Source organism: Nevskia sp. (assembly GCF_023266035.1).
In the GTDB taxonomy this organism is placed as follows: Bacteria; Pseudomonadota; Gammaproteobacteria; order Nevskiales; family Nevskiaceae; genus Nevskia.
The window spans coordinates 18,045-41,788 of sequence record NZ_JAHFRY010000021.1; the positions used below are offsets into that span (position 1 = coordinate 18,045).

Annotated in this window: 26 protein-coding genes; 6 read left to right on the forward strand and 20 right to left on the reverse strand. The window is 64.6% G+C overall.

Going from position 1 to position 23,744, the window contains the following annotated elements; all coding sequences use genetic code 11:
* Positions 1 to 2: 2 nt before the first annotated feature.
* The 4 genes from Q0D45_RS04795 to Q0D45_RS04810 form a co-directional block, all read right to left on the reverse strand.
* Positions 3 to 1,010, reverse strand: a complete 1,008-nt coding sequence (locus Q0D45_RS04795; RefSeq protein WP_293389243.1) for an NAD(P)H-dependent glycerol-3-phosphate dehydrogenase — start codon at positions 1,008 to 1,010, stop codon at positions 3 to 5.
* 76 nt (positions 1,011 to 1,086) lie between these two features.
* Positions 1,087 to 1,599: a protein-export chaperone SecB gene (secB, locus tag Q0D45_RS04800; protein ID WP_293389245.1), complete on the reverse strand. Its 513-nt coding sequence runs from the start codon at positions 1,597 to 1,599 to the stop codon at positions 1,087 to 1,089.
* Positions 1,600 to 1,683: 84 nt separating this feature from the next.
* A complete protein-coding gene (grxC, locus tag Q0D45_RS04805) occupies positions 1,684 to 1,941 on the reverse strand; it encodes a glutaredoxin 3 (protein WP_293389248.1) in 258 nt (85 codons plus the stop codon).
* A gap of 66 nt (positions 1,942 to 2,007) precedes the next feature.
* Complete coding sequence (locus tag Q0D45_RS04810) at positions 2,008 to 2,436, reverse strand: rhodanese-like domain-containing protein (protein WP_293389249.1); 429 nt, start codon at positions 2,434 to 2,436, stop codon at positions 2,008 to 2,010.
* Positions 2,437 to 2,532: 96 nt separating this feature from the next.
* Here Q0D45_RS04810 and Q0D45_RS04815 point away from each other — a divergent pair, with 96 nt between their 5' ends.
* Both Q0D45_RS04815 and Q0D45_RS04820 read left to right on the forward strand, forming a co-directional pair.
* On the forward strand, positions 2,533 to 3,705 hold the full coding sequence (locus Q0D45_RS04815) for a peptidoglycan DD-metalloendopeptidase family protein (RefSeq protein WP_293389251.1): 1,173 nt from the start codon (positions 2,533 to 2,535) through the stop codon (positions 3,703 to 3,705).
* Between the two features lie 110 nt (positions 3,706 to 3,815).
* Entirely contained in the window at positions 3,816 to 5,186 is a 1,371-nt protein-coding gene (locus Q0D45_RS04820) for a S41 family peptidase (protein ID WP_293389253.1), read from the forward strand.
* Positions 5,187 to 5,329: 143 nt separating this feature from the next.
* On the opposite strand, the gene Q0D45_RS04825 is transcribed toward Q0D45_RS04820, so the two are convergent.
* From Q0D45_RS04825 to Q0D45_RS04845, 5 genes are all read right to left on the reverse strand, one after another.
* The gene (locus Q0D45_RS04825; RefSeq protein ID WP_293389255.1) at positions 5,330 to 5,815 is read right to left on the reverse strand and encodes a DUF4112 domain-containing protein; all 486 of its coding nucleotides are present in this window, start codon (positions 5,813 to 5,815) and stop codon (positions 5,330 to 5,332) included.
* A 1-nt stretch (position 5,816) separates the two neighbouring features.
* Positions 5,817 to 7,436 carry a ubiquinone biosynthesis regulatory protein kinase UbiB gene (gene ubiB, locus Q0D45_RS04830; RefSeq protein ID WP_293389257.1) on the reverse strand — a complete coding sequence of 540 codons (1,620 nt, stop codon included), beginning with the start codon at positions 7,434 to 7,436 and terminating at the stop codon, positions 5,817 to 5,819.
* On the reverse strand, positions 7,433 to 8,053 hold the full coding sequence (locus Q0D45_RS04835; protein ID WP_293389259.1) for an SCP2 sterol-binding domain-containing protein: 621 nt from the start codon (positions 8,051 to 8,053) through the stop codon (positions 7,433 to 7,435). Before Q0D45_RS04835 ends, ubiB begins: the two co-directional genes overlap by 4 nt.
* A 1-nt stretch (position 8,054) precedes the next feature.
* Positions 8,055 to 8,822 carry a bifunctional demethylmenaquinone methyltransferase/2-methoxy-6-polyprenyl-1,4-benzoquinol methylase UbiE gene (ubiE, locus tag Q0D45_RS04840; RefSeq protein WP_293389261.1) on the reverse strand — a complete coding sequence of 256 codons (768 nt, stop codon included), beginning with the start codon at positions 8,820 to 8,822 and terminating at the stop codon, positions 8,055 to 8,057.
* A 92-nt stretch (positions 8,823 to 8,914) separates the two neighbouring features.
* Complete coding sequence (locus tag Q0D45_RS04845) at positions 8,915 to 9,916, reverse strand: aldo/keto reductase (protein WP_293389263.1); 1,002 nt, start codon at positions 9,914 to 9,916, stop codon at positions 8,915 to 8,917.
* Between the two features lie 176 nt (positions 9,917 to 10,092).
* Between Q0D45_RS04845 and Q0D45_RS04850 the strand changes: the two genes are divergently transcribed.
* The gene (locus Q0D45_RS04850; protein WP_293389265.1) at positions 10,093 to 11,043 is read left to right on the forward strand and encodes an AraC family transcriptional regulator; all 951 of its coding nucleotides are present in this window, start codon (positions 10,093 to 10,095) and stop codon (positions 11,041 to 11,043) included.
* A gap of 145 nt (positions 11,044 to 11,188) precedes the next feature.
* On the opposite strand, the gene def is transcribed toward Q0D45_RS04850, so the two are convergent.
* From def to Q0D45_RS04870, 4 genes are all read right to left on the reverse strand, one after another.
* Positions 11,189 to 11,716 carry a peptide deformylase gene (gene def / locus Q0D45_RS04855; RefSeq protein ID WP_293389267.1) on the reverse strand — a complete coding sequence of 176 codons (528 nt, stop codon included), beginning with the start codon at positions 11,714 to 11,716 and terminating at the stop codon, positions 11,189 to 11,191.
* Between the two features lie 2 nt (positions 11,717 to 11,718).
* Positions 11,719 to 12,138 carry a DUF971 domain-containing protein gene (locus tag Q0D45_RS04860; protein WP_293389269.1) on the reverse strand — a complete coding sequence of 140 codons (420 nt, stop codon included), beginning with the start codon at positions 12,136 to 12,138 and terminating at the stop codon, positions 11,719 to 11,721.
* A 120-nt stretch (positions 12,139 to 12,258) separates the two neighbouring features.
* Positions 12,259 to 12,438, reverse strand: coding sequence for a rubredoxin (locus Q0D45_RS04865; protein WP_293389271.1), 180 nt, complete (start codon positions 12,436 to 12,438; stop codon positions 12,259 to 12,261).
* Positions 12,439 to 12,440: 2 nt separating this feature from the next.
* Entirely contained in the window at positions 12,441 to 13,637 is a 1,197-nt protein-coding gene (locus tag Q0D45_RS04870; protein WP_293389273.1) for an alkane 1-monooxygenase, read from the reverse strand.
* 105 nt (positions 13,638 to 13,742) lie between these two features.
* Here Q0D45_RS04870 and Q0D45_RS04875 point away from each other — a divergent pair, with 105 nt between their 5' ends.
* A complete protein-coding gene (locus tag Q0D45_RS04875) occupies positions 13,743 to 14,714 on the forward strand; it encodes a LysR family transcriptional regulator (RefSeq protein WP_293389275.1) in 972 nt (323 codons plus the stop codon).
* Here the strand turns inward: Q0D45_RS04875 and hslU are convergent.
* The 7 genes from hslU to Q0D45_RS04910 form a co-directional block, all read right to left on the reverse strand.
* Positions 14,704 to 16,086, reverse strand: coding sequence for an ATP-dependent protease ATPase subunit HslU (gene hslU / locus Q0D45_RS04880; protein WP_293389277.1), 1,383 nt, complete (start codon positions 16,084 to 16,086; stop codon positions 14,704 to 14,706). The two genes, Q0D45_RS04875 and hslU, sit on opposite strands and share 11 nt — an antisense overlap.
* 43 nt (positions 16,087 to 16,129) lie before the next feature.
* A complete protein-coding gene (hslV, locus tag Q0D45_RS04885; protein WP_293389279.1) occupies positions 16,130 to 16,669 on the reverse strand; it encodes an ATP-dependent protease subunit HslV in 540 nt (179 codons plus the stop codon).
* 210 nt (positions 16,670 to 16,879) lie between these two features.
* Positions 16,880 to 18,412 (reverse strand): nitrogen regulation protein NR(I), encoded by a 1,533-nt coding sequence (gene ntrC / locus Q0D45_RS04890; protein ID WP_366946352.1) that lies wholly within the window; start codon positions 18,410 to 18,412, stop codon positions 16,880 to 16,882.
* A gap of 76 nt (positions 18,413 to 18,488) precedes the next feature.
* A complete protein-coding gene (gene glnL / locus Q0D45_RS04895) occupies positions 18,489 to 19,583 on the reverse strand; it encodes a nitrogen regulation protein NR(II) (RefSeq protein WP_293389283.1) in 1,095 nt (364 codons plus the stop codon).
* Positions 19,584 to 19,629: 46 nt separating this feature from the next.
* Positions 19,630 to 20,157 carry a DUF4124 domain-containing protein gene (locus tag Q0D45_RS04900; protein WP_293389285.1) on the reverse strand — a complete coding sequence of 176 codons (528 nt, stop codon included), beginning with the start codon at positions 20,155 to 20,157 and terminating at the stop codon, positions 19,630 to 19,632.
* A 176-nt stretch (positions 20,158 to 20,333) separates the two neighbouring features.
* Positions 20,334 to 21,743, reverse strand: a complete 1,410-nt coding sequence (gene glnA / locus Q0D45_RS04905) for a type I glutamate--ammonia ligase (RefSeq protein WP_293389287.1) — start codon at positions 21,741 to 21,743, stop codon at positions 20,334 to 20,336.
* Between the two features lie 115 nt (positions 21,744 to 21,858).
* A complete protein-coding gene (locus Q0D45_RS04910; RefSeq protein WP_293389289.1) occupies positions 21,859 to 22,185 on the reverse strand; it encodes a hypothetical protein in 327 nt (108 codons plus the stop codon).
* A gap of 177 nt (positions 22,186 to 22,362) precedes the next feature.
* Between Q0D45_RS04910 and glyQ the strand changes: the two genes are divergently transcribed.
* Both glyQ and Q0D45_RS04920 read left to right on the forward strand, forming a co-directional pair.
* A complete protein-coding gene (gene glyQ, locus Q0D45_RS04915) occupies positions 22,363 to 23,280 on the forward strand; it encodes a glycine--tRNA ligase subunit alpha (RefSeq protein ID WP_293389291.1) in 918 nt (305 codons plus the stop codon).
* Between the two features lie 2 nt (positions 23,281 to 23,282).
* Positions 23,283 to 23,744, forward strand: a 462-nt coding sequence (locus tag Q0D45_RS04920) for a glycine--tRNA ligase subunit beta (RefSeq protein ID WP_293389293.1), incomplete at its 3' end; no start/stop codon positions are given.

A 23,744-nucleotide genomic window follows, 5' to 3' on the forward strand; every position in this document is an offset into this window, starting at 1 on the left:
CGTCAGCCCAACTCTGCGCGCAACGGCCTTTCGGCGAGCCGCTTCAGCGCTTCGATCGGCGATACCTGGCCAGCGATCACCGCACCGGCCATTTCCAGCAGCGGCATGTCGACGCCGAGCCGATGCGCCAGCCGCAGCACTTCCGGTGCGGCGCGTACACCTTCGACCACGCCTTCGATCGCCGCCTTTGCCTGCTCCGGCGTCGCGCCTTCGCCGAGCTGGATGCCGTAGCGGCGGTTGCGCGACTGGTTGTCAGTGCAGGTCAGCACCAGATCGCCGAGGCCGGACAGGCCCATCAGCGTTTCCGCTTCGGCGCCGAGCGCCGTGGCCAGCCGGGTGATCTCGTTCAGGCCGCGGGTGATCATCGCCGCGCGGGTGTTGGCACCGAGGCCAAGACCGTCGGCAATGCCGACCGCGATCGCCAGCACGTTCTTCGCCGCACCACCGATCTCGACACCGACCAGATCGCCCGAGGTGTAGGCGCGGAAGCCGTCGCCGTGAAAACGCAGCGCCATCCGCTCGGCGAACGCCGGATCGTTCGAGGCCACCGTCACCGCCGTTGGCAGGCCCAGGCCCAGTTCCTTCGCGAAGGTCGGGCCGGAGATCACCGCGACACTGCGGGTGACGCCGAGTGCGGCGCCGATCACTTCATGAGCCAGCCGTCCGCTGCCCGGCTCCAGACCTTTCGCTGCGCAGGCGATGCCCTGCTCGGGACGCAGCAGGGCACTGAGCCGCTCGCAGGTTTCGCGTAGCGAGTGACTCGGCGTGGCAATGACGATGTCGCCGGATTCGGCAACCACGCGGGCGAGATCGCTGGTCGCTATCAGCCGCGCCGGCAGCGCGCAGCCTTTCAGATAGCCGCTGTTTTCACGGCTTTCCTGCATCGCTGCCATCGTCGTCGCATCGCGTCCCCACAGGAACGCGGGTGCGCCGCGACGCGCCAACTGGATGGCCAGCGCCGTGCCGAACGCGCCGGCACCGAGTACGCCGACCGGGATTTGCTCAGGCATGCTTCTCCCCCGCATCAATCATCGCGATGCTCCGCGCCGGAAGGCGCGGGCACCGTCTGGATTCTTGGGTTGCCGCTTACTGAACCGTCGTCGGCGCAGCGCCGTTGACGCCGTTCGCGCCCTGCTGGGCGAGGTGCTGGGCGTACAGCGCGTCGAAGTTGATCGGCTGCAGCATCACCGGCGGGTAGCCGGTACGGCTGATCAGGTTGGCGATCGCTTCGCGGGCGAACGGCAGGATCACGCTCGGGCAGTACGCGGCGAGCACATGCTGCAGTTCGCCGCCGTCCGGGAAGTTGGCGAGCTGGAAGATGCCGGCCTGATGGACTTCAACCAGGAACGCCGTTTCTTCGCCGATCTTGGCGGTGACCGTCACCTGCAGCATGACCTGGAAGATGCCGGGGTTGAGCATGTCGATCGCGGTGCCGACCTGCACGTCGATCGCCGGCGGCGTCTCGTTGGTCAGGATGCGCGGCGCGTTCGGCATTTCCAGCGAGGCGTCCTTGAGGAACAGGCGCTGCAGGAAGACCTGACGGGCAGGTGCGTCTTCGACGGTGGGGACGGACGGCGGAACCGGGTTCGGAGTGCTCATGAATTCAATGATCGTGCGGACGGTGGATGCAGGTTGCGGATGTGAAGCGGTGATGCGGTGCGGCTGGTGGCGCCAGAAATCGGCTCAGCCTTCGCGCAGCAGCGGATCGAGCTGGCCGGCGCGGTCGAGCGCGGCGAGATCGTCGAAGCCGCCAACATGGCGGTCGCCGATGAAGATTTGAGGAACGGTGCGGCGGCCGCTGCGCTGCATCATCTCGGCGCGCAGGCTGTCGTTCTGGTCGACCATGATTTCCTGGTAGCTCACGCCCTTGTTGCCGAGCAGACGCTTGGCGAGCATGCAGTACGGACAGACGCGGGTCGAATAGACGGTGACCGGCTTCATGGCAAGAACCTCGCGCCGGTGTGCGGCGGCTATTGCGACGCTTTTCGGGAGGGAACGGGTTGGCTTCTACTTGGCGGTGACCGGAAGGCTGGCACTCATCCAGCCGTTGAGGCCGCCGCGCAGCAGGTAGACCTCGGTATGGCCGAGTTTGCGCAGGCTGGCCGCCGCTTCGCTCTGGCTGGAGCCGAGCGCGCAGTAGACGATCACCGGCCGCGTCTTGTCCTTGCCGATCTCGGCGGCGCGCTCGGCGAGCTTCGCCAGCGGCAGATTCAGCGCGTGCAGCAGATGGCCTTTCTTGAAGTCGGCCGGCGGCCGCACATCGACGACCAGCGCATCGCGGTCGTTGATCAGGCGCACGGCGTCCTTCGGCGCCAGGCGTTTGCCGCCCTGCAAGGTGCCATGCACTTCATTGGCAATCAGCGCCGCGCTGGCGATGCCAAGGGCGAGAAACAGGAGCAGGTGAGCCTGCACGAAGGTCAGCAATTGGTCGGTCAAGGGAGGCGCGCATTTGAACAAGGGGGTGTTGCTCTGGGATTATCGCACCCGATGCCACCCCCGGAAAGCCGAACCCCTTTGAAGGCAGCCTTTTGCTTGTCTCGTTTGCGCGCCGTTGCCATCGGGCTGCTGCTCGCTTTTGCCGTGTCGGCGCCGCTTGAGGCCGCCAACGACACCGCCACCAAACTCAAGGCCGGTTCGGAGGATCTGAACCGGGTGCGGGCCAAGATCGGCGCTGCCAATCAGAGCATCGACCGTGATCGCACTGCCCAGAGTACGCAGCGCCAAGCGGTGGAAACGGCCGAACGCAAGATCGCCGAATCGCAGGCGCAGTTGAAGAAGCTCGCCGCCCAGGTCGACGAGCAGGACGCGCGTCTGCGCGCCGCGCAGGCCAGCCGGGCGGCGGCCGAGGCGCGGCTGGTCCAGGCGCGCGAGCGTCTGGCGCGCCAGGTGCGTTCGGCCTATGTCGCCGGCCAGGGTGGTTCGACGGCCTTGCTGCTCAGCCAGGAAGAGCCGGATCGCATCGGCCGTCTGCTGACCTATTTCGATTATCTGAACCGGGCCAGCGCCCGGAACATGGACGAGATCAACGCCGAGATCGCCGCCGTCAGCGTCGAGGAGGTGAAAGTCGAGACCGAGCGGGCCACGCTGCAGAAACTGCAGACCACGCGCCAGCGCGCGCTGGCCGAACTGGAAAACGATCGCAGCGAACGCAAGAAGGCGGTGGCCGCACTCGACGCCAAGATCGCCGACGCTGGCGAAAAGGTGAAAGCGCTGCAAAGCAGCGAGAAGGAGATCCAGGCGCTGCTCAGCAAGCTGCGCGAAGCGCTGAAAGCCGTGCCGGCACCGGCCAGGCCGTCCGGCTCGAAGAAAGCGTTTCCGAAGATGCGCGGCGTCCTGGCCTGGCCGCTGCGTGGCAGCATCCTGGCCGAGTACGGCGACAGCAAGAGCGACGGCCGCTTGTTCTGGAAAGGTCTGTGGATCGCGGCCGGCGAAGGCACGCCGGTGCGGGCGAGTGCAGCGGGGCGGGTGGCCTATGTCGGCTGGCTGTCGAGCTACGGCCTGATCGTGGTCATCGAGCACGACAAGGGTTTCTTCACCTTGTACGGCCACAACGCAACGGTCGCCACGGCCGCTGGCGAACAGGTTGCGGCCGGCGAAGTCATCGCGGCAGTCGGCAACACCGGCGGCTACGAGCGCAGCGGCCTGTACTTCGAAGTGCGGCGCGGTACCGAGCCGCAGGACCCGCGCGACTGGCTGGGCCCTTGAAGCGGACCAGCGCGGCCTCCCGGCTGAACGAAGCGGCGCGGCCGGGGTCTGCTGAAGGTGCTGTGATACATTCAAAAAAGCGCTGCATATCCCTCTAACTGAAGTAAATCATGTCCTCATCGACCCGCGTTTCCCTGGCCTTGCTGGCTGGTGTCGTCTTCGGTGTCAGCGCCACGCTGACCCACAGCGTGTTCGCCGAAAAGCAGCTGCCCGCCGAAACCTTGCCGCTGAAGGATCTGCAGACCTTCGTCGAGATTCTCAATCGCGTGAAGAGCGATTACGTCGAGCCGGTGAAGGATGAAACGCTGCTCGAGAACGCCGTGCGCGGCATGCTATCCGGCCTCGATCCGCATTCCTCCTACCTCGACAAGGAGGAATACAAGGAACTCAACGCTTCGACCACCGGCAAGTTCGGCGGCCTCGGCATCGAGGTGCAGCTGAAGGATGGTCTGGTCAAGGTGGTGTCGCCGATCGACGACACGCCGGCCGCGAAAGCCGGCGTCAAGGCGGGCGATCTGATCGTCAAGATCGACGACACGCCGGTGAAGGGTCTGACCCTGCAAGATGCCGTCTCGAAGATGCGCGGCGATCCGGGTACCAAGATCGTGCTGACGCTGGTTCGCGAGAACGCACCGGCACCACTGGTGCTGGAACTGAAGCGTGACTACATCAAGGTCGCTTCGGTGCGCGGCCGCTCGATCGAGCCGGGCTACGGCTACATCCGCATCTCGCAGTTCACCGCGACGACCGGCAAGAACCTGTCCGAAGAACTCGCCAAGCTGAAGAAGGCCGGCGAGCTGAAGGGCCTGGTGCTCGATCTGCGCAACAACCCGGGCGGCCTGCTGACCGCCGCTGTCGATGTCTCCGACGAGTTCCTGAACAAGGGCGCGATCGTCAGCATCAAGGGCCGCGATGCCGATTCGACCCGCGAGTTCGATGCTTCGGTCGGCGATGCGCTCGAGGGCAAGCCGCTGGTGGTGCTGGTCAACGGGGGCTCGGCTTCGGCCGCGGAAATCGTTGCCGGTGCGTTGCAGGATCAGAAGCGCGGCGTGCTGATCGGCTCCAAGACGTTCGGCAAGGGTTCGGTGCAGACCATCCTGCCGCTGAACAATGATTCGGCGATCAAGATCACCACGGCGCGCTACTACACGCCGAGCGGCCGCTCGATCCAGGCCGAAGGCATCGTCCCGGACGTCACCATCCAGCCGTTCAAGGTGTCGAAGCTCGATCCTTCGGAATTCGGCGAAGGCGTGCACGAGGCCGATCTCAAGGGCCGTCTCGACAACCCGAACGCCAAGCGGGAAGAGACCAAGACGAAGGACGGCAAGTCCGACGAGAAGACCAAGGAAGGCGACAAGGCGAAGGACAAGGACGCCAAGAAGGAGGAACCGATCAATGTCGCCGATCTGCCGGTCAACGATTACGAGCTGTATGAAGCACTGACCCTGCTGAAAGGTCTGAGCATCACGCAGAACCGCTGAAGCTCCTTTAAAGCTTCGCGGGAACAAAAGAACGCCGGCTCCGTGCCGGCGTTCTTTTGTTTGTGGCGCCGGTTGTAGGTCGCCCCTCGGGCGACGCTGTTGCGGTGCCGCGGTCGGGCATGGCCCGACCTACAGCGGCGGCCTCAGCTGCTGATCCAGTGCCACAGGCCGTAGCCGATCGCAGCAATCATCAGCGCGCCACCCACCCGCAACCACAGCGGCGCCCGGCGTCGCGCGGCAATCGGCGCGAGCATCGGTGCGTATTCCTTGTGCAGCAGCGCGAAGTTGCGACGGTGCGACTTGAACACCGCATCGAAGGCATCGCCGATGCCGGGAATCAGGCCGCCCGCGAAGTCGATCACGACATTGCGGCCCATCCGCATCAGCACGCTGCGCGGTACGCCGATGCGGGCGGCGCGGGTGATGGTCACCACCGAAACACCCGCCGCCAGCGCATCGCCGGCAAACGGAATCAGGCCAGCGATCGCGTCGAGCCCGAAATGGAAGCGGGTGCCGGGCACGGTCAGACAGTCGTCGAGCCACCAGGCGGCCTTGTCACAGTAGGCGACCAGTTCGCGCACCTGTTCGGGCGAGGGACCTTCGGCAATCTCCTTCACCGTGCCGGCCATCTCAGCGGAACGCCCGCACCCAGCCCCAGAGGCCGACGCCGGCGAACAGCAGGCTGGCGGCGATCACTGCGGTCGACGGCGTTGCCGCGTTCAGCGAGGCCATTCCGTACAGCGCCACGCCAGCCACCCAGGCGGTACCGCCGATCGCGGCGTGCAGGCTTTTCCGCGTCGACGCACGCAGCTCGCTGCGCAGCGCTTCGACGCCGGAGGCATCGAGTGTATGGCTGGGCAGCGCGCCGCCCTTGGCGAGGAACTTCATCGCGTTCTGCGCCAGTTCCGGCAGTGCTTCGGCCAGCTGCGGCCCTTCCTTGCGCAGCCGCGCGAAGGTGGCCGCCGGGTTGATCCGGTTCCACATCCACTGCTCCATGATCGGCTTCGCGGTCTTCCACAGATCAAGCTCGGGATAGAGCTGGCGGCCCAAACCTTCGGTGGTCAGCAAGGTCTTCTGCAGCAGGACCAGCTGCGGTTGCACCTGATAGTTGAAGCGCCGCGCGATCTCGAACAGGCGCAGCAGGAAGACGCCGAAGGAAATGTCCTTGATCGGTTTTCCGAAGATCGGCTCGGAGACGGTGCGGATCGCGCTTTCGAAGTCTTCGGCACGGACATCAGCCGGAATCCAGCCGGACTCCAGATGCAGCTCGGCGATGCGCCGGTAGTCGCGATTGAAGAAGGCCAGGAAGTTCTCGGCGAGATAGCGCAGATCGGCCGGCGACAACTGGCCGACGATGCCGAAATCGACCGCCAGATAGCTCGGCTTCCGGACGTCGGAAACGTCGACGAAGATGTTGCCGGGATGCATGTCCGCGTGGAAGAAATTGTCGCGGAACACCTGCTTGAAGAAGATCTCCACGCCGCGCTCGGCGAGCACCTGGAAGTTCACGCCCATCTCGCGCAGCTGATCGAGGTGACGCAGGGAGACGCCGTGAATGCGCTCCATCACCAGCACATTGCTGCGGGTGAAATCCCAGAACACGATCGGGTGATAGATCAGCTCCGAGCCCAGCCAGTTGCGGCGCAGCAGCGAGCAATTCGCGCCTTCACGCATCAGGTCCAGCTCGTCGAAGATCACTTTCTCGTATTCGGCAACGACTTCGCGCGGCCTCAGACGCTTGCCCAGCGGATGCCAGCGTTCGGCGAATTCGGCGAGCGCGCGCAGCAGCGCGACATCCTTCTCGACCCGCTCCATGACGCCCGGGCGCAGCACTTTGACGACCACCTCGAAACCGGGATCGCCCTCGTCCTGCGGCTTCAGCCGCGCGGTGTGCACCTGGGCCACCGAGGCAGCAGCCAGCGGCGTTTCGTCGAATTCATGGAACAGCTCGGCGATCGGCTTGCCGAGCGAGCGCTCGATGATCGCTCGTGCTTCGGCGCCGGAGAACGGCTCGACCTGATCCTGCAGCTTGGCCAGCTCGGTCGCCACGTCGACCGGCACGATGTCCGGCCGCGTCGACAGCGCCTGGCCGAACTTGATGAACACCGGCCCGAGTTCCTGCAGCGCCAGCCGCAGGCGTTCGCCACGCGGGCGCGAGTCCGACGAAGGCTTGCCGCCCCAGAACTCGGACAGACCGTAGCGACGCGTGACTTTCCAGATCGCCCACAGGCGCGGCGTTGCCTTGATCACGAGGTCTTGCTCCGCCGCTGCTCTGCTTGCGCGAGACGCGCCTCGAAGCGATCCACGCTTTCCCGCAACTGGTCGACGCTATCCATCCATTCCTCGACATCGGCCACGCGGGCCAGGTCTTCGCTTTCTTCGGTGAGATATTCGGCGGCGTCGACGCTCAGGCGATCTGCGGCATTGCGACCCCAGCCGAACAGCCCCTTCAGCCCGCCGACCAGCCGATGCGCCGCGCCATCGCCGATCACTTTCGCGACCAGTTCCTCGGGATCGAAACCGACCTTGGTCAGCAAGGCGTTGAAGCGGTTCAGCAGCTCGGTATCGCCAACCACTTCGAGGCCGGTGGGCAGACCTTCACGGCCGCTGACCGTGCTCAGCGCCAGCTTCATCAAACGCAAGGTCGGTGCCGACACCAGCACATCCGGCTCGTCCTCGGCGATGTTGCTGACTCGCACGCCGGTGGCGATCGGCTCGATCACGAAGATCCAGCCGAGATCGGCTGCTTCGAGGGCGATCGACTTGCCTTCGAGCGCAGCGCAGTCATCGAGCACGCTGCGCTCCAGGCGCAGGTAGCGGTTCAGCGCAACTTCGACGGTCGCGCAAACAAGGGCAGGAGCCGGCATTTCAGTCGAGGCGATAACCGCGGTGGACCGCGACGATTCCGCCGGTCAGGTTGTAGACCTGCACGCGGGCGAGGCCGGCGTTTTCCATCATCCCTTTCAGCGTGTCCTGATCCGGATGCATGCGGATCGACTCGGCGAGATAGCGATAGCTGTCGGCGTCGTTGGCCACCAGCTTGCCCATCAGCGGCAGCAGCTTGAACGAGTACTGGTCGTAGATCTTGGTCAGCAACTCAGTCTGCGGCTTGGAGAATTCGAGGACCAGCAAACGGCCGCCCGGCTTCAGCACCCGGCGCATCGAGGCCAGGGCCTTGTCCTTGTCGGTGACGTTGCGCAGACCGAAAGCGATAGTGATGCAGTCGAAGCTGCCGTCTTCGAACGGCAGGCATTCGGCGTTGGCCTGCACCAGCGGCACGTCGACGACGCCCTTGTCGGCGAGTGCTGCGCGACCCTGACCCAGCATCGCGGCATTGATATCAGCCAAGGTGACCAGGCCGCGAGTGCCGGCCAGCTTGCGGAATTCGCGGGCCAGATCGCCGGTGCCGCCGGCGAGATCGAGCACTTTCTCGCCCGAGCGCACGCCGGCGAGATCGATGACGAAGCGCTTCCACAGGCGATGGATGCCGAACGACATCAGGTCGTTCATCACGTCGTACTTGGCCGCGACCGACGAGAACACCTCGCGGACTCGTTTCTGCTTGTCGCCGACCGCCACCTGCTCGAAACCGAAGTGAGTGGTGCCGCGCGGGTTGCGTTCGTCTTGCTGGGCCATGGGCGGCGGGGGAAGTCGGGTCGCGGGCATTATCGCAGTTCATCGGCTGCCCGCGCCCGGCTTCGCCCGCCGCCATGACCCCAAGTTCTAGCTCAGGCGTTGACCGCGCTCATCTGCGCCTGCGGATAGCGGGTGCCAACCACGGTGCTGGCTTCGATCAGGTCGCGGATGGCCCGCAATTCGTCGCTGCTCAGGCGGATCGCCGCCGCCTCGGCGTTCTCGTCCAGCCGCTCGATACGGCGAGTGCCGGGGATCGGCACGATGTCCGGCGCCTGGTGCAGCAGCCAGGCCAGCGCCAGCTGAGCCGGGGTGCAGCCGTGCTGGTTCGCCAGCTCGGTGACGGCATCGACCAGCGCCAGATTCTGATCGAGGCTGTCGCTCTGGAAGCGCGGATTGTTGTGCCGCCAGTCGTCAGCGGAGAGATCGCCCGGCTTGCGGATCGCGCCGGTCAGAAAGCCGCGGCCGAGCGGGCTGTACGGCACGAAGCCGATGCCCAGTTCGCGGCAAGTGGGCAGCACCTCGTCTTCCATGTCGCGCGTCCACAGCGAGTATTCGCTCTGCACGGCGGCGATCGGCGCCACGTAGGCCGCCCGGCGAATGGTGATCGCGGACGCTTCCGACAAGCCCAGATAACGCACCTTGCCGGCGTCGACCAGACGCTGCATCGCGCCGACCGTTTCCTCGATCGGCACCGTGCGATCGACCCGGTGCTGGTAGTAGAGATCGATGTGATCGACGCCGAGGCGCTTCAGGCTGGCATCGCAGGCGGCGCGCACATAGGCGGGGCTGCCATCGACTCGGACGTAGCTGCCATCGGCCGCGCGGACATTGCCGAACTTGGTCGCCAGCACGACTTCATCGCGGCGCGTCTTCAGCAGCTGGGCGATCAGTTCCTCGTTGCGACCGACGCCGTACATGTCTGCGGTATCGAGAAAATTGATGCCGATGTCGACGGCGTGATGGAGCACCGCGAGGTTCCGGCTGTCGTCCGCCGGGCCGTAGAAATCGGACATGCCCATGCAGCCGAGGCCGAGCGCGGACACTTCGAGGCCGCCGAGCTGACGGCGCGGAAAGCTTGTTTGGATGTTGTTCATGGAGCGCTCCAGAGCGTGAGGGGAAGCTGCCGGCACAGTCTGGGAGCGCGGGAAAGCACTGCGTTAGCCCGATGCTGGCGCATCCTTGCCTGATCCTGCACAGCGCCGCCTGGCGCCGGAGATCCGCCAAAACCGCAGCGCATAATCCGGCCACGTTCAACAGCGGGACTTCAACGATGCCTGACCAGACCATGGCGAGAATCCATCCGGCGAGCTTCGGCCTCGAAGCCCAGCAGGCCGAGCTGGCCGACCGGATGATGCGGCGCACGCCGCTCGAAGGCGTCAACGATCCGGGCATTCCCGGTTTTTCGATGCTGCGCATCAGCGAGCCTTCGCGGCCGCTTTCGACGGTCTACGAGCCGTCGATCTGTGTCGTCGTCCAGGGCAGCAAGCAGGCGATGCTCGGCAGCGAACGCTACGTCTACGATCCGCTCAACTACCTCGTGGTGTCGATGAGCCTGCCGGTGGTCGGCAATGTCATCGAGGCGACGGTTGCCAAGCCCTACCTCTGCCTGCGCCTCGATATCGACGCCAATCAGGTCAACGAACTGCTGCGCCAGACCCCGGTGCCGGCAGCCAGCGCGGCCCCACGCAACGGTGGCCGCGCACTGTTCCTGGCCTCGACCTCCGCGCAACTGCTCGATGCCGTGCTGCGCCTGGTGCGCCTGCTCGACACGCCCGAGGAAGCGCCGGTGCTGGCACCGCTGGCGCTGCGAGAAATCCACTACCGCGTGCTGACCGGCGAACTCGGCCAGCAGCTCTGCGAACTCTGTGCGGCCGATGGTCAGGCGCAGCGCATTGCCAGCACCATCGCGCTGCTCAAATCACGCTATGCCGAGCCGCTGCGGATCGAGGAACTGGCCGACGCCGCGCACTTGAGCGTGTCGGCGCTGCATCACCGCTTCAAGGCGGTGACGGCGATGTCGCCGCTGCAATACCAGAAGCAGTTGCGGCTGCAGGAAGCGCGGCGCTTGATGTTGTCGGACGGCTGCGAAGCAGCAGTTGCCGCGCACCGCGTCGGCTATGAAAGCCCTTCGCAGTTCAGCCGCGAATATCGCCGGCTGTTCGGTGCGCCGCCGCGTGCCGAGACACAGGCTCAGCCGATCTTCAGACAGGCTGGGAGCTAGGGCGTTTTCCTTCGAATATCTACAAACAATCGTCATTCCCGCGCAGGCGGGAATCCAGTTTTAGCCGTAGCGCGCCGCATCAGAACTGGATGCCCGCCTGCGCGGGCATGGCGAGATTTTATGGGGCATCTAGCGCAAGAGCGCCCTAATCGTCGGCCTGATCTTCGCCAAAAATTTCTCGCGTAAAGCCGAACTGACGCAGATCACGGATGCGCTGCGGATAGAGGATGCCGTCGAGGTGATCGCATTCGTGCTGCACGACTCTGGCGTGAAAGCCCGAGACCTCACGTTCGATCGCCACGCCGTTCTCATCGCAGCCGCTGTAACGCAAGCGCGTGTAACGCGGCACCAGGCCGCGCATGCCGGGCACGCTGAGGCAGCCTTCCCAACCGTCTTCGGTGTCGTCCGCAAGCGGCGTCAGCACCGGGTTGCAGAGGATCGTGAACGGCACGTCCTCGGCATCCGGATAACGCTCGTTGTGCTCGACGCCGAAGATCACCACGCGCAGGCCAACGCCGATCTGCGGCGCGGCCAGGCCGGCACCGTTCAGCGAGGCCATGGTGTCCTGCATGTCGATCAGCAGCGCCCGAAGTTCCGGCGTGCCGAATGCGGTGACCGGTACTGAAACTTCCAGCAGCCGCGGATCGCCCATCCGTAAGACGTCGCGAATCATCGTCAGCTCACCGGTTTGAACTTGCCGACGCCAAGCGCCGACAACTTCACGACATCGCGATCGCGCGACATGCCGTGCTCGGCCAGGCGTTGTTCGTAGCGCGCCCACCAGGCCGCGTGGTTGTCGGCCAGCTCGCGCAGGGTTGGCCATGAATACAGGCCGCTGTCGTGGCCGTCATCGAACTTGAGCCTGACGGCATAGCGGCCGACCGGCTCGACCGCGCTGATGTTCACCTCGCGCTTGCCCGCCACCAGCATCGTTTCGCCACCGCCATGGCCGCGCACTTCTGCACTCGGCGAATAGACCCGCAGATACTCCAGCGGCAGCGAATCGATCCGGCCATCGGGCCAAACCACTTCGAGCAGGCGCGACTTGCGATGCAGCTTGATGTCCGTGGGAACGGCGTTCGGAACTGCGACCATCGGTACGGCCTCTTCAGCAGATGAACGAAAGCGGTCGCCGGAAACGGCGACGCGGCTCCGATCCTGGATCGAAGCCGCGTCGATTATCGCTGCTGCCGGCTCCGCGCAGGAGCCGGACGATCAGGCTTCCGCCTGTAGCTCGAAGTCCAGCTTCTCGCGCACCGCGCAGTCCGGACAGACCCAGTCCTCCGGCACCTGTTCCCAGCGGGTGCCGGGCGGGAAGCCTTCGTGCGGATCACCCTTGCGTTCGTCATAGGCATAGCCGCAGCCGGGGCAGATGAAACGGCGGTAGCCGTTCATCGTCAGGCGCCTGCCGCCGCATTGTCGCCGCGCTTGCCCCAGCGGGCTTCGAGTCGGGCGCGGTAGCCGGGGCGGATGTTGATGCGATCGAAGCGGCCTTCAGCCCAGGCGACCACGCGGGGGTTCATCACCGCGAACCACAGCGGCGGGAACAGCGCGATCAGGAACATCAGCGGATAGCCGCTCGGATACTCCGGCAGATGCTCGAAGTTGCGCAGGCTCTGATAGCGGCGCGTCGGGTTGGCGTGATGATCCGAATGGCGCTGCAGGTTGAACAGGATCAGGTTCGACATCACGTGGTTGGAGTTCCACGAATGGTAGGGCTGGCAGGCCTCAAAGCGGCCGTTGTCGCGCTTCTGGCGCAGCAGCCCGTAATGCTCGATGTAGTTGGCGCTGGTCAGCACGCCGAACCAGCCCCAGACCATCTGCAGCGCGAGGTACGGGAGCATCACCCAGCCGAACGCGACGGTCAGGCCGACGTACAGCGGGACGGTGATCAGCAGCGGCTGCAGCACTTCGTTCTGCACGGTCCAGGGGCCCTTGCCGCAGCGTTCGAGGCGCGCCTTTTCCGAGCGCCAGGCGCGACGCATCGCACCAGGGATCTCGCGGCAGGCGAAGCCGTAGATGTTCTCGCCCATCCGCGAGGACGCGGGATCGTCCGGCGTCGCCACGTCCTTGTGATGCCCCTTGTTGTGCTCGATGAAGAAGTGGCCGTAGCCGACGACGGCCAGCACGGTCTTGGCGAGCCAGCGCTCCAGATCAGTGGTCTTGTGGCCGAGTTCGTGGCCGGTGTTGATGGCGATGCCGTTGACCAGGCCGACTGACAGCGCCAGCCCGAGGATCGAGTACCAGGCGAGATCGCCGGTGCCGATCACCCAGGCGCTGTAGATCAGCGTGATGTAGTGGATCGGCACGGTCAGCATCGGCAGCAGGCGGTAGTACCAATCGGCGTCAAGCTTCGGCACCACTTCCGGAGGCGGATTGCTGCCATCGGCCGGCAGCAGGTGATCGATCACCGGCACGATCAGATACCAGATGATCCAGGTCGCCCAGAACCAGACGGCCTGACCGGTCTTCGCCGCGACCACGCAGGAAATCACCGGCAGCAGTGGCCACAGCAGCGACAGCGACCACAGCCAGCGTCGCTTGTCGGTGTAGCGCACGATCTGGCCTTCGGAATTCAGCGCCTGGATGCTCATGTCTCGTTCTTCCGTCAATGCCTTGAGTGAAGGCGATTGGACGGTGACAGAGCCGCAGCGCAGCATTCCAATTCATTGTTATTGGCGAATCGGTGAATATTTGTCATGAGCGAATCGTTCCGACAATTGCGTCATGTGCTGGCGCTCTATGAGCACCGCAATTACCGGCGGGCAGCCGAAGCGCTGCATCTGACCCAGTCGGCGCTATCGGTCAGCATTCGCCGCATCGAGGACGAATACGGCGTGCCGCTGTTCATTCGCGATCAGTCCGGCGTGCGGCCCACCGAGTACGGCGAGGTCGTGGTGCGGCTGGCGCGGGAAACGACTTCGACGCTCGAGCAGGGCCGACGCGAGATCGAACTGCTGCGCTCGCTCGATTCCGGCAAGGTGATCATCGGTTCCGATCCCTGGATGGCCGACATCATCGTCGCGCCCGCCCTGTCGAAACTGATGCGCAAGCACTCGAAGCTGCGCTTCCGTCTGCGCACCCAGGGCTGGGACGAATTGCAGGGTGAACTGCTGGCGAGAAAGGTCGATGTCTACGTCGGCTCACCGTTCGATGCGCTCGATCCGGGCATCCAGGCGACGACTTACGAGCTGTCATCCCCGGCGATCCTGTGCCGGCGCGGTCACCCGCTGACTCTGCTGCCGGAGATTCGCATCAAGGACGTGCTGCCATATCCCTTGCTGGTGCCCAAGCTGCCGCGCTGGTACCTGTCCTGGCTCGCCGAGCAATACAGCGGCATCGCCGATTCCGAGGAACTCCACGACCTGTTTCTGCAGACCGAGGATTTCACCGTGATCCGCCACATCGTCCACGAAACCGACGCGGTCACGGCCGGCGTGATTCGGGCCTTTCCGGCCGAGTTGTCGCCGTCGGAATTCGTCATGCTCGACATCGCCGACCTCGCCCATGTGCGGGCGCCGGTGGTGGTCGCGACACTTGCGGAGCGACCAATTCCAGCCGCCGCGGCCGCTTTCATCAGCGAAGTCGTGGAGCAGATCGACCAGCTGCGGAATGCCTTGCAGCAAGTCCGCGCCGGTCGCGCCGCAACGGCTCCAGCGCTTACAGGATGAACCGGCTCAGGTCCTCGTTGCCGGCCAGCTTTTCGAGCTTCGAATCGACATAGGCGGCATCGACGGACAAGGTGGTGCCGGCGCGGTCGGAGGCCTCGTAGGCCGCTTCTTCCATCAGCCGTTCGAGCACCGTGTGCAGACGTCGCGCGCCGATGTTCTCGGTGCGCTCGTTGACCTGCCAGGCGTACTCGGCGAGCCGGCGCAAGCCTTCCGGCGTGAATTCCAGAGTCACGCCTTCGGTGGCGAGCAGGGCCTTGTACTGATCGGTCAGCGAATGCGTGGGCTCACTGAGAATCCGCACGAAGTCCTCGGTCTTCAGCGCATCGAGTTCGACCCGGATCGGCAGGCGACCCTGCAACTCCGGAATCATGTCGCTGGGCTTGGACATGTGGAAGGCGCCGCTGGCGATGAACAGGATGTGATCGGTCTTGATCGCGCCATGCTTGGTCGACACCGTGCTGCCTTCGACCAGCGGCAGCAGATCGCGCTGCACGCCTTCGCGCGAGACATCGGCACCGCCGTATTCGCCGCGCTTGCAGACTTTGTCGATCTCGTCGATGAAGACGATGCCGTTGTCCTCGGCGTTCTTCAGCGCTTCGACGCGGATCGCTTCCTCGTCGACCAGCTTGCCGCCTTCTTCCTCGATCAGCAGCTTCATCGCTTCCCTGATCTTCAGCTTGCGGGTCTTCTGCTGGCCGGCGCCGAGGTTCTTGAACATCGCCTGCAGCTGGTTGCTCATGTCCTCCATCCCCGGCGGGCCCATGACCTGCATCGGCGGCGGCGCCACGGCCAGCTTCAGTTCGATCTCGGTGTCGTCGAGCTTGCCTTCGCGCAAGCGTTTGCGGAACACCTGGCGCGCCGCGCCGTTCTCGTTTTCACGATGGCTGCTGGCTTCGCCGAAGTTGCTCGGCGGCGGCAGCAGGGCATCGAGCACGCGCTCTTCGGCGGCGTCATGCGCCTTGGCCTGGACGCGGGCGATCGCCTGATCGCGGGTCAGCTTGACGGCGACATCGGCCAGCTCGCGGATGATCGAATCGACATCGCGGCCGACATAGCCGACCTCGGTGAACTTGGTCGCTTCCACCTTCACGAACGGCGCATTGGCGAGCTTGGCCAGACGGCGTGCGATCTCGGTCTTGCCGACGCCGGTCGGGCCGATCATCAGGATGTTCTTCGGCGTGATCTCGCCGCGGATCGCTTCCGGCGTCTGCTGCCGGCGCCAGCGATTGCGCAGGGCGATCGCCACCGCCTTCTTGGCGGCGGACTGGCCGACGATGTGGCGATCGAGTTCGGCGACGATCTCGCGCGGCGTCATCGCGGCGGCGCCGCTCAGACTGGACTTCAGGACTTCAGGGGGAATTGCGTCGTTCATTTCATTTCTCGGCCAGCGCTCTCCCTGGGGGAAAGCGGCAGCATCAGCCAATGACTTCAATCGTCAGATTGTGATTCGTGTAGATGCAGATGTCCGCCGCGATATGCAGCGAACGCTCGGCAATCTCGCGCGCCGACAGATCGGTCGAGCCGACCAGCGCGCGGGCGGCAGCGGTCGCGAACGAGCCGCCGGAGCCGATCGCCATCACCCCGTGGGCTTCCGGTTCCATGACATCGCCGTTGCCGGAGATCATCAGCGTGGTATCGGCGTCGGCAACCAGCAGCAGCGCTTCGAGCCGGCGCAGGTAGCGATCGGAACGCCAGTCCTTGGCCATTTCGACGGCGGCGCGGGTCAGGTGGCCGGCGTGTTTTTCGAGCTTGCCTTCGAAGCGTTCGAACAAGGTGAAGGCATCGGCGGTGCCGCCGGCGAAACCGGCGATGACCTTGTCGTTGTAGAGCCGGCGCACCTTCCGCGCATTGCCCTTGACCATGGTGTTGCCCATCGACACCTGACCGTCGCCACAGACGCAAACCTGCGTTCCGCGGCGTACGGCGAGAATGGTCGTGCCATCAAACTGTTCCAAGGTTCTTCTCCATCGAGCAGGCTTGCGCGAGCGTTTGCGATGGACAAGTGATTGGGGGCCGGGGGCGACGATTCAAGCGTGTGAAGCAGTGGCCCGTGCTGGGTTGGCAGAGACTCAGCGCGATGTAGGTCGGGCCATGCCCGACGTGGACCCCCCGCAAGCTAGCTGCAGCGCCGTCGGGCGGGGCCCGACCTACAAAATGACGCTGCGCTAGTCGTCGATGCCCAGTTCCTTGATCTTGCGGGTCAACGTATTTCTGCCCCAGCCGAGGCGCCTTGCCGCTTCCTGCCGCTGGCCCTTGCAGGCGACCAGCGCGACTTCGATCAAGGTGCGCTCGAACAGTGGTGCCGCGTGGCCGAGCAGATCTTCATCGCCGTTGGCGAAACGGCCTTCGGCCCATAGACGCAAGGCTTCATGCCAGTCGCCGGAGACGGCTGGCGCGCTGGCGGCCGTAGCGGCCGGGTAGCTGATTGGCGCCGGTGCTGACGGCGTTACTGCCGGGACCGTCGCCACAGCAACGGCTGGCACTGGCGAGGCGATGACGGCGCTGGTTTCACCACTCGCCCGGCCTTTGAGTTCCGGCGGCAAATCTTCCAGATGCACGTCCTGGCCGGGCGCCATCACGGTCAGCCAGCGGCAGGTGTTTTCCAGCTGCCGGACGTTGCCATGCCAGTCGTAAGCCTTCAGCACCGCCAGCACTTCCGGCAGCAGTCGCTTCGGCTCGGTTTTCAGCTCGCGCGCAGCGGCTTCCAGGAAGTGACGCAGCAGCAGCGGAATGTCCTCGCGCCGCTCGCGCAACGGCGGAATGCGGATGCGGATGACGTTCAGGCGGTGATAGAGATCCTCGCGGAAGCGGCCTTCGGCCACCGCGCGATCGAGATCCTGATGCGTCGCGGCGATGATGCGCACGTCGACGCTGATCGGCGAGATGCCGCCGACCCGATAGAACTGGCCGTCCTGCAGCACGCTCAGCAGGCGGGTCTGCAGATCGGCCGGCATGTCGCCGATTTCGTCGAGGAACAGCGTGCCGCCGTCGGCCTGCTCGAAGCGGCCCTTGCGCTGCATCGCAGCGCCGGTGAACGAGCCACGCTCATGGCCGAAGAATTCCGATTCCAGCAGGTCTTTCGGGATCGCCGCCGTATTGATCGCCAGGAATGGCTTGCTGGCGCGCGGTGAATTGACGTGCAGCGCCCGGGCGATCAGTTCCTTGCCGGTGCCGGACTCACCCGTGATCAGCACGGTGATCTGCGACTGGCTCAGGCGGCCGATGGCGCGAAACACGTCCTGCATCGCCGGCGCTTCGCCGATGATCGCGGCGCGCGGTTCCAGCGGCTTCAGTTCCGGGGTGACGACAACGCGCTTCTGGGCGGCACGGCGGACCAGGCTGGCCACCGAATCGACATCGAAAGGCTTCGGCAGATATTCGAAGGCGCCGCCCTTGAACGAGGACACGGCGGCATCGAGATCGGAATGCGCGGTGACGATGATCACCGGCAGCTCGGGCTTGGCCGCGCGAACCCGTTCCATCAGCTCCAGACCGTCGAGGCCGGGCATGCGGATGTCGGTGATCATCACGTCGGGCATGTTTTCCGGCGTGGCTTCGGCGAGGGCGTCGAGCAGTTCCGCGGCGCCCGGGAAGCTTTCCACGCCCATGCCTTCGCGGGTCAGCGACTTTTCCAGCACCCAGCGGATCGATTCATCGTCGTCGACGATCCAGACCCGGATCGGAACGCCGTCCTGCAGCTTCATCACATTCATGTGGCCCATGCTTCGGGTATTGCCGCCGGCTCATCCCGCCGCCGCGCCGTTGCCAGCGCGATCAAGCAGGTTGCTCCAGCGGCAGGAAAATCGAGAACACGGTAGTGCCTGGGCGCGATTGGCATTCGATCAGGCCACCGTGGGTATTGATCAGATACTGAGCAATCGGCAGGCCAAGACCGGTCCCTTCCGCGCGTGTTGTCACCATCGGGTAAAAAATTTTCTCGATCATTGCCGGCGCAACACCGGAACCGTTGTCTTCGATGTCGATCTGCACCGCCAGGCGGTGACGGACGCCGGCGATGGTGAACTGTCTACGCATCCGGGTTCGCAAGGTGATCTGCGGGCTGCTCGGCTGGGTCACACCGGACAGCGCCTGCATCGCGTTGCGGGCGATGTTCAGCGAGGCCTGGATCAGCTGCTCGCGATCGGCGCGGATTTCCGGGATCGACGGGTCGTAGTCGCGCATCACATTGAAGCTGCCGCTGCCTTCGGCCTCGATCAGCTGGCGCACGTGTTCCAGTACTTCGTGGACGTTGACCATCTCCTTCTGCGGCAGCCGGTTCGGGCCGAGCAGACGGTTGACCAGGTTCTGCAGCCGATCGGCCTCGCGGATGATCACCCGCGTGTATTCGAGATGTTCGGAATCCGGAAACTCGCGCTCCAGCAGCTGCGCCGCGCCGCGGATGCCGCCGAGCGGATTCTTGATCTCGTGCGCCAGCCCGCGGATCAGCTCGCGGCTGGCGCGATGCTGGGCGAGCAGCTGCTCGTCACGCGAGATGCGCAGATGACGATCGAGCGGCAGCAGTTCCAGCACCAGGCCGGGGCCGCTGAACTGGGCGGGGGTGACGGTGAGGTCGACGGTCAGCAGTTCGTGGCCGAAGTCATCGCCAGGGCGGCGCAGTTTCAGCTCACGCTCGATGAAGCCGGTGCCGGTATCGATCGCGCGGCGCAGCCGCAGACCCTGTTCCAGCAGATGCGGGATGGCGACCGTCAGCGTCTGGCCCTGGGCATGCCGGCGGCTGACGCTGAACAGCGTCTCGGTCGCCGAATTCAGGTAGGTGACGCGCAGAGCCGAGTCCAGCGTGATGATTGCCGTCGTCAGGCCATCGAGAATGCTGGCCGGCTGAACACGGTTCAGCACGGGTAATTTCATCCGCATCGGGTTGCAAAATGTGAGCCACCCTCAGGCGGCTGGACGATCACCGAAGGACGATCGGCGGCTTGATGTTGACGGTCACCGGCGCGGCGCGGATCAGTTCCTTGCCTTCTGCCGTGACAACTGCCGCCGTGATGCTGTGCTCGCCGCGTTCCACCGCTTCGAACAGAAAAGCCGTCGACACCGTGGCGACCTTGTTCTGCTGCACGCCATCGAGAAAATACAGCAGGCCCTGGCCTTGCCTCAGCGCAACGTCGACGCTGACGCTGAGCTGTTTGCCAGCCTCGCGGATGGTTTCGTCCTGTGCCGGCGAGGTGATACGGATCGGCGGCGGCGTGCCGGCTTCGGCCGGCTTCTCGGCTGACGCCGTTGAATTCGGCGATGTCGAGGGCACCGGCGGCGGGCTGTAGGTCTGCAACGGCGGCAGCTGCACCGGCTTGGCCTGATCGGACGGTGCCTTGTCGCCGTAGTGGGTCACGCCCTTGGCATCGGTCCAGCGATAGACCTCGGCCGATGCCGGCGTCAGGCTCAGCAGTGGTAGCAGCAGCAACACGGTAAGTAGGGCGCGCATGGTCGGCACGATAGCGCCGCGCGGGCCAGGGCGGCAAACCCGCAGGCGGCGGCAGCGCCAACGAAAATGCCCCCGTTTCCGGGGGCATTTCCTGATCTCAAGCTCAACCGGAGGAGCCAAGGAATGTCTCGACATTCCTTGGAAATCGACCGTGTATTACTCCCGCTGAGCTTCGCTCAGAGGGAGTAATACATCTCGAACTCGATCGGGTGCGTGGTCATGCGGAAGCGGGTGACTTCCTGCATCTTCAGCTCGATGTAAGCATCGATCAGATCCTTGGTGAACACGCCGCCCTTGGTCAGGAAGTCGTTGTCCGCCGCGAGTGCGTCCAGCGCCATGTCGAGGCTGTGGCAGACGCGCGGGATCAGCTTGTCCTCTTCCGGCGGCAGGTGGTAGAGATCCTTGTCCGCCGGTTCTCCGGGGCTGATCTTGTTCTGGATGCCATCGAGGCCGGCCATCATCATCGCGGTGAATGCGAGGTAAGGGTTGGCGCTGGAGTCCGGGAAGCGGACTTCGATGCGACGGCCCTTCGGGCTGGCCACGTACGGAATGCGGATCGAGGCCGAACGGTTGCGCGCCGAGTAGGCCAGCATGACCGGCGCTTCGAAGCCCGGCACCAGACGCTTGTAGCTGTTGGTGCCGGGATTCGTGATCGCGTTCAGCGCCTTGGCGTGCTTGAGGATGCCGCCGATGTAGTACAGCGCGGTTTCCGACAGGCCGCCGTAGCCGTCACCGGCGAACAGGTTCTTGCCACCCAGCGACAGCGACATATGCACGTGCATGCCCGAACCGTTGTCACCAACGATCGGCTTCGGCATGAAGGTGGCGGTCTTGCCGAACTGGTCGGCAACGTTCTGCACCACGTACTTCAGCTTCAGCACGTCATCGGCCTTCTGCACTAGGGTGCCGAACTTGACGCCGATTTCGCACTGGCCGGCCGTAGCCACTTCGTGGTGATGCACTTCGACCACCATGCCGACCGCTTCCAGCGTCTCGCACATGGCGGAGCGGATGTCCTGCAGCTGATCGACCGGCGGCACCGGGAAGTAGCCGCCTTTCATGCCCGGACGATGGCCGGTATTGCCGTCCTCGTAATCCTTGCCCGAGTTCCAGGCGGCATTCTTGGCGTCGATGTAGACGTAGCTGCCCCAGGGACCAGAGTCCGAGCGGATCGAATCGAAGATGAAGAATTCGTTTTCCGGGCCGAAGAACGCGGTATCGGCGATGCCGGTGGACTTCAGGTATTCCTGGCCGCGCTTGGCGACCGAACGCGGATCGCGCTCGTAACCCTGCATGGTGGCCGGCTCGATCACGTCGCAGCTCAGCACCAGCGTGGTTTCTTCGAAGAACGGATCGATGAACGCAGTGCCGGCTTCCGGCATCAGGATCATGTCGGACTCGTTGATGCCTTTCCAGCCGGCGATCGACGAACCGTCGAACATCTTGCCGTCGACAAACAGGGCTTCGTCGATCGTGTGGGCAGGCACCGAAACGTGGTGTTCCTTGCCACGGGTATCGCAGAACCGGAAGTCGACAAACTTCACGCTTTTTTCGCTGATGATCTTGAGTACGTCTTTACCCGACATGGGGGTCTCCTGAGGGTGAAATGCGCTGGGGAAGCGGCGAATGGTGTAGCAGCAAATATGCCAGTTCAAGCCGGTTGTGCGCCAAAACGGGGCGCGAACTTGTGCTCAAGATCGTTCAGCCGGCCTTGCAGCCCTTCAGGAACGTGGCTTTCTGCTCACCGGTGAAATGTTCGCGTTCGGCGATCGATTCACAAACCTTGGCGCGCTGGTCAGGCGAGACCGTGGCCGGTTCGCTCGCCTTGCTGCCGAGGCAGGCCTTGAGGAATTCCTCCTGCTGGTCGTCCGGCATCAGCTTGGCCTGGGCGAAACACTGGTCCGGGGTTGGCTCGGCGGCCCAGACGGCCCAAGTGGCCGGCAGCACGCCCAGAATCAGCAGCGAAATCGACAGCATCCGCTTCATGGAACTCTCCTCAATGGCGCGCGGCGCAAGCTGCGGCGGCAAACGGAAATGGCTCGGCAATGGGCCGCGCGATAGCCCGAATTACGGCGTATCGCGACGGGCCGCGAGGGTAGCATACGGCCCGAAAGCCCCGTCGCCATTGGCTATACTCGCGACCCTTCCGGCCGCAGTCCGATCCCCGGAACCCCGTAGCCGCAGCCCGCCGAAGCACAAGAAACCATGACTTTCCAGGACCTCATCTTCACCTTGCAGACCTTCTGGGCGAAGCAGGGCTGCGTCATCGTCCAGCCGTTGGACATGGAGGTCGGCGCCGGCACCTTTCATCCGTCGACCTTCCTGCGCGCGATCGGCCCGGAGCCGTGGAACGCCGCCTACGTGCAGCCCTCGCGCCGCCCGACCGATGGTCGCTACGGCGAGAACCCGAACCGCCTCCAGCACTACTACCAGTTCCAGGTGCTGATGAAGCCGAGCCCGCCGGATATCCAGGCTTTGTATCTGCAATCGCTCGAAGAACTGGGATTTGACCTGCTGACGAACGATATCCGCTTTGTCGAAGACAACTGGGAAAGCCCGACCCTGGGCGCCTGGGGCCTCGGCTGGGAAGTCTGGCTGAACGGCATGGAAGTCACGCAGTTCACGTATTTTCAGCAGGTTGGCGGGCTGGAATGCCGGCCGGTGGCGGGTGAGATCACCTACGGTCTGGAACGTCTGGCGATGTATATCCAGAAAGTCGAATCGGTCTATGACCTGGTCTGGTCGAAGCATGTCGACAAGGACGGCGGCGTTCACGTCGTCACCTATGGCGACGTCTATCACCAGAACGAAGTCGAACAGAGCGCCTACAACTTCGAGCATGCCGATATCGCTGCGCTGTTCAAGCGCTTCGATGTCGCCGAAGCGGAGTGCAAGCACCTGATTTCACTGACTAAACCGTTGCCGCTTCCTGCCTATGAGCGGGTGCTTCAGGCGTCTCATGCGTTCAATATGCTCGATGCGCGCTCGGCAATCAGCGTCACCGAACGGCAGGGTTACATCCTGCGGGTACGCACCCTCGCGCGCTTGTGCGCCGAGACCTACTACAACGCCCGCGCGCAGATTGCAGGCTTTGCACCGCTGAATCGCGAAAAGGCTGCCTGAACATGAGCTCAACTGCCCCGCTGCTGATCGAAATCGGCTGCGAAGACTTGCCGGCCCGCTATGTCGTGCCGCTTGCCGAAGCGCTGTCCGCCGGCGTCACCAACGGCCTGTCCAAGCGCGGTGTTGCCACCGGCACGGCCCGTACGTTTGCAACGCCGCGCCGCATCGCCGTGCAGATCGATGCCGTGGCCGTGCAGCAGCCGGACCAGGCAGTCGAACGCTCCGGCCCGGCCGTCGCCGCCGCCACCAAGGACGGTGTGCCGACGCCGGCCGCCCTCGGTTTCGCCAAGACCTGTGGCGTCGAGTTCGCCGAACTTGGCGAGAAGAACGGCAAGCTGCATTTCTCGAAGCTGCAGCCGGGCAAGGCAACGGCCTCGCTGCTGCCCGAAATCTTCGAGGAAACCCTGAAATCGATGGATGAATTGGTGCCCAAGCGCATGCGCTGGGGCTCCGGTGAAGAAACC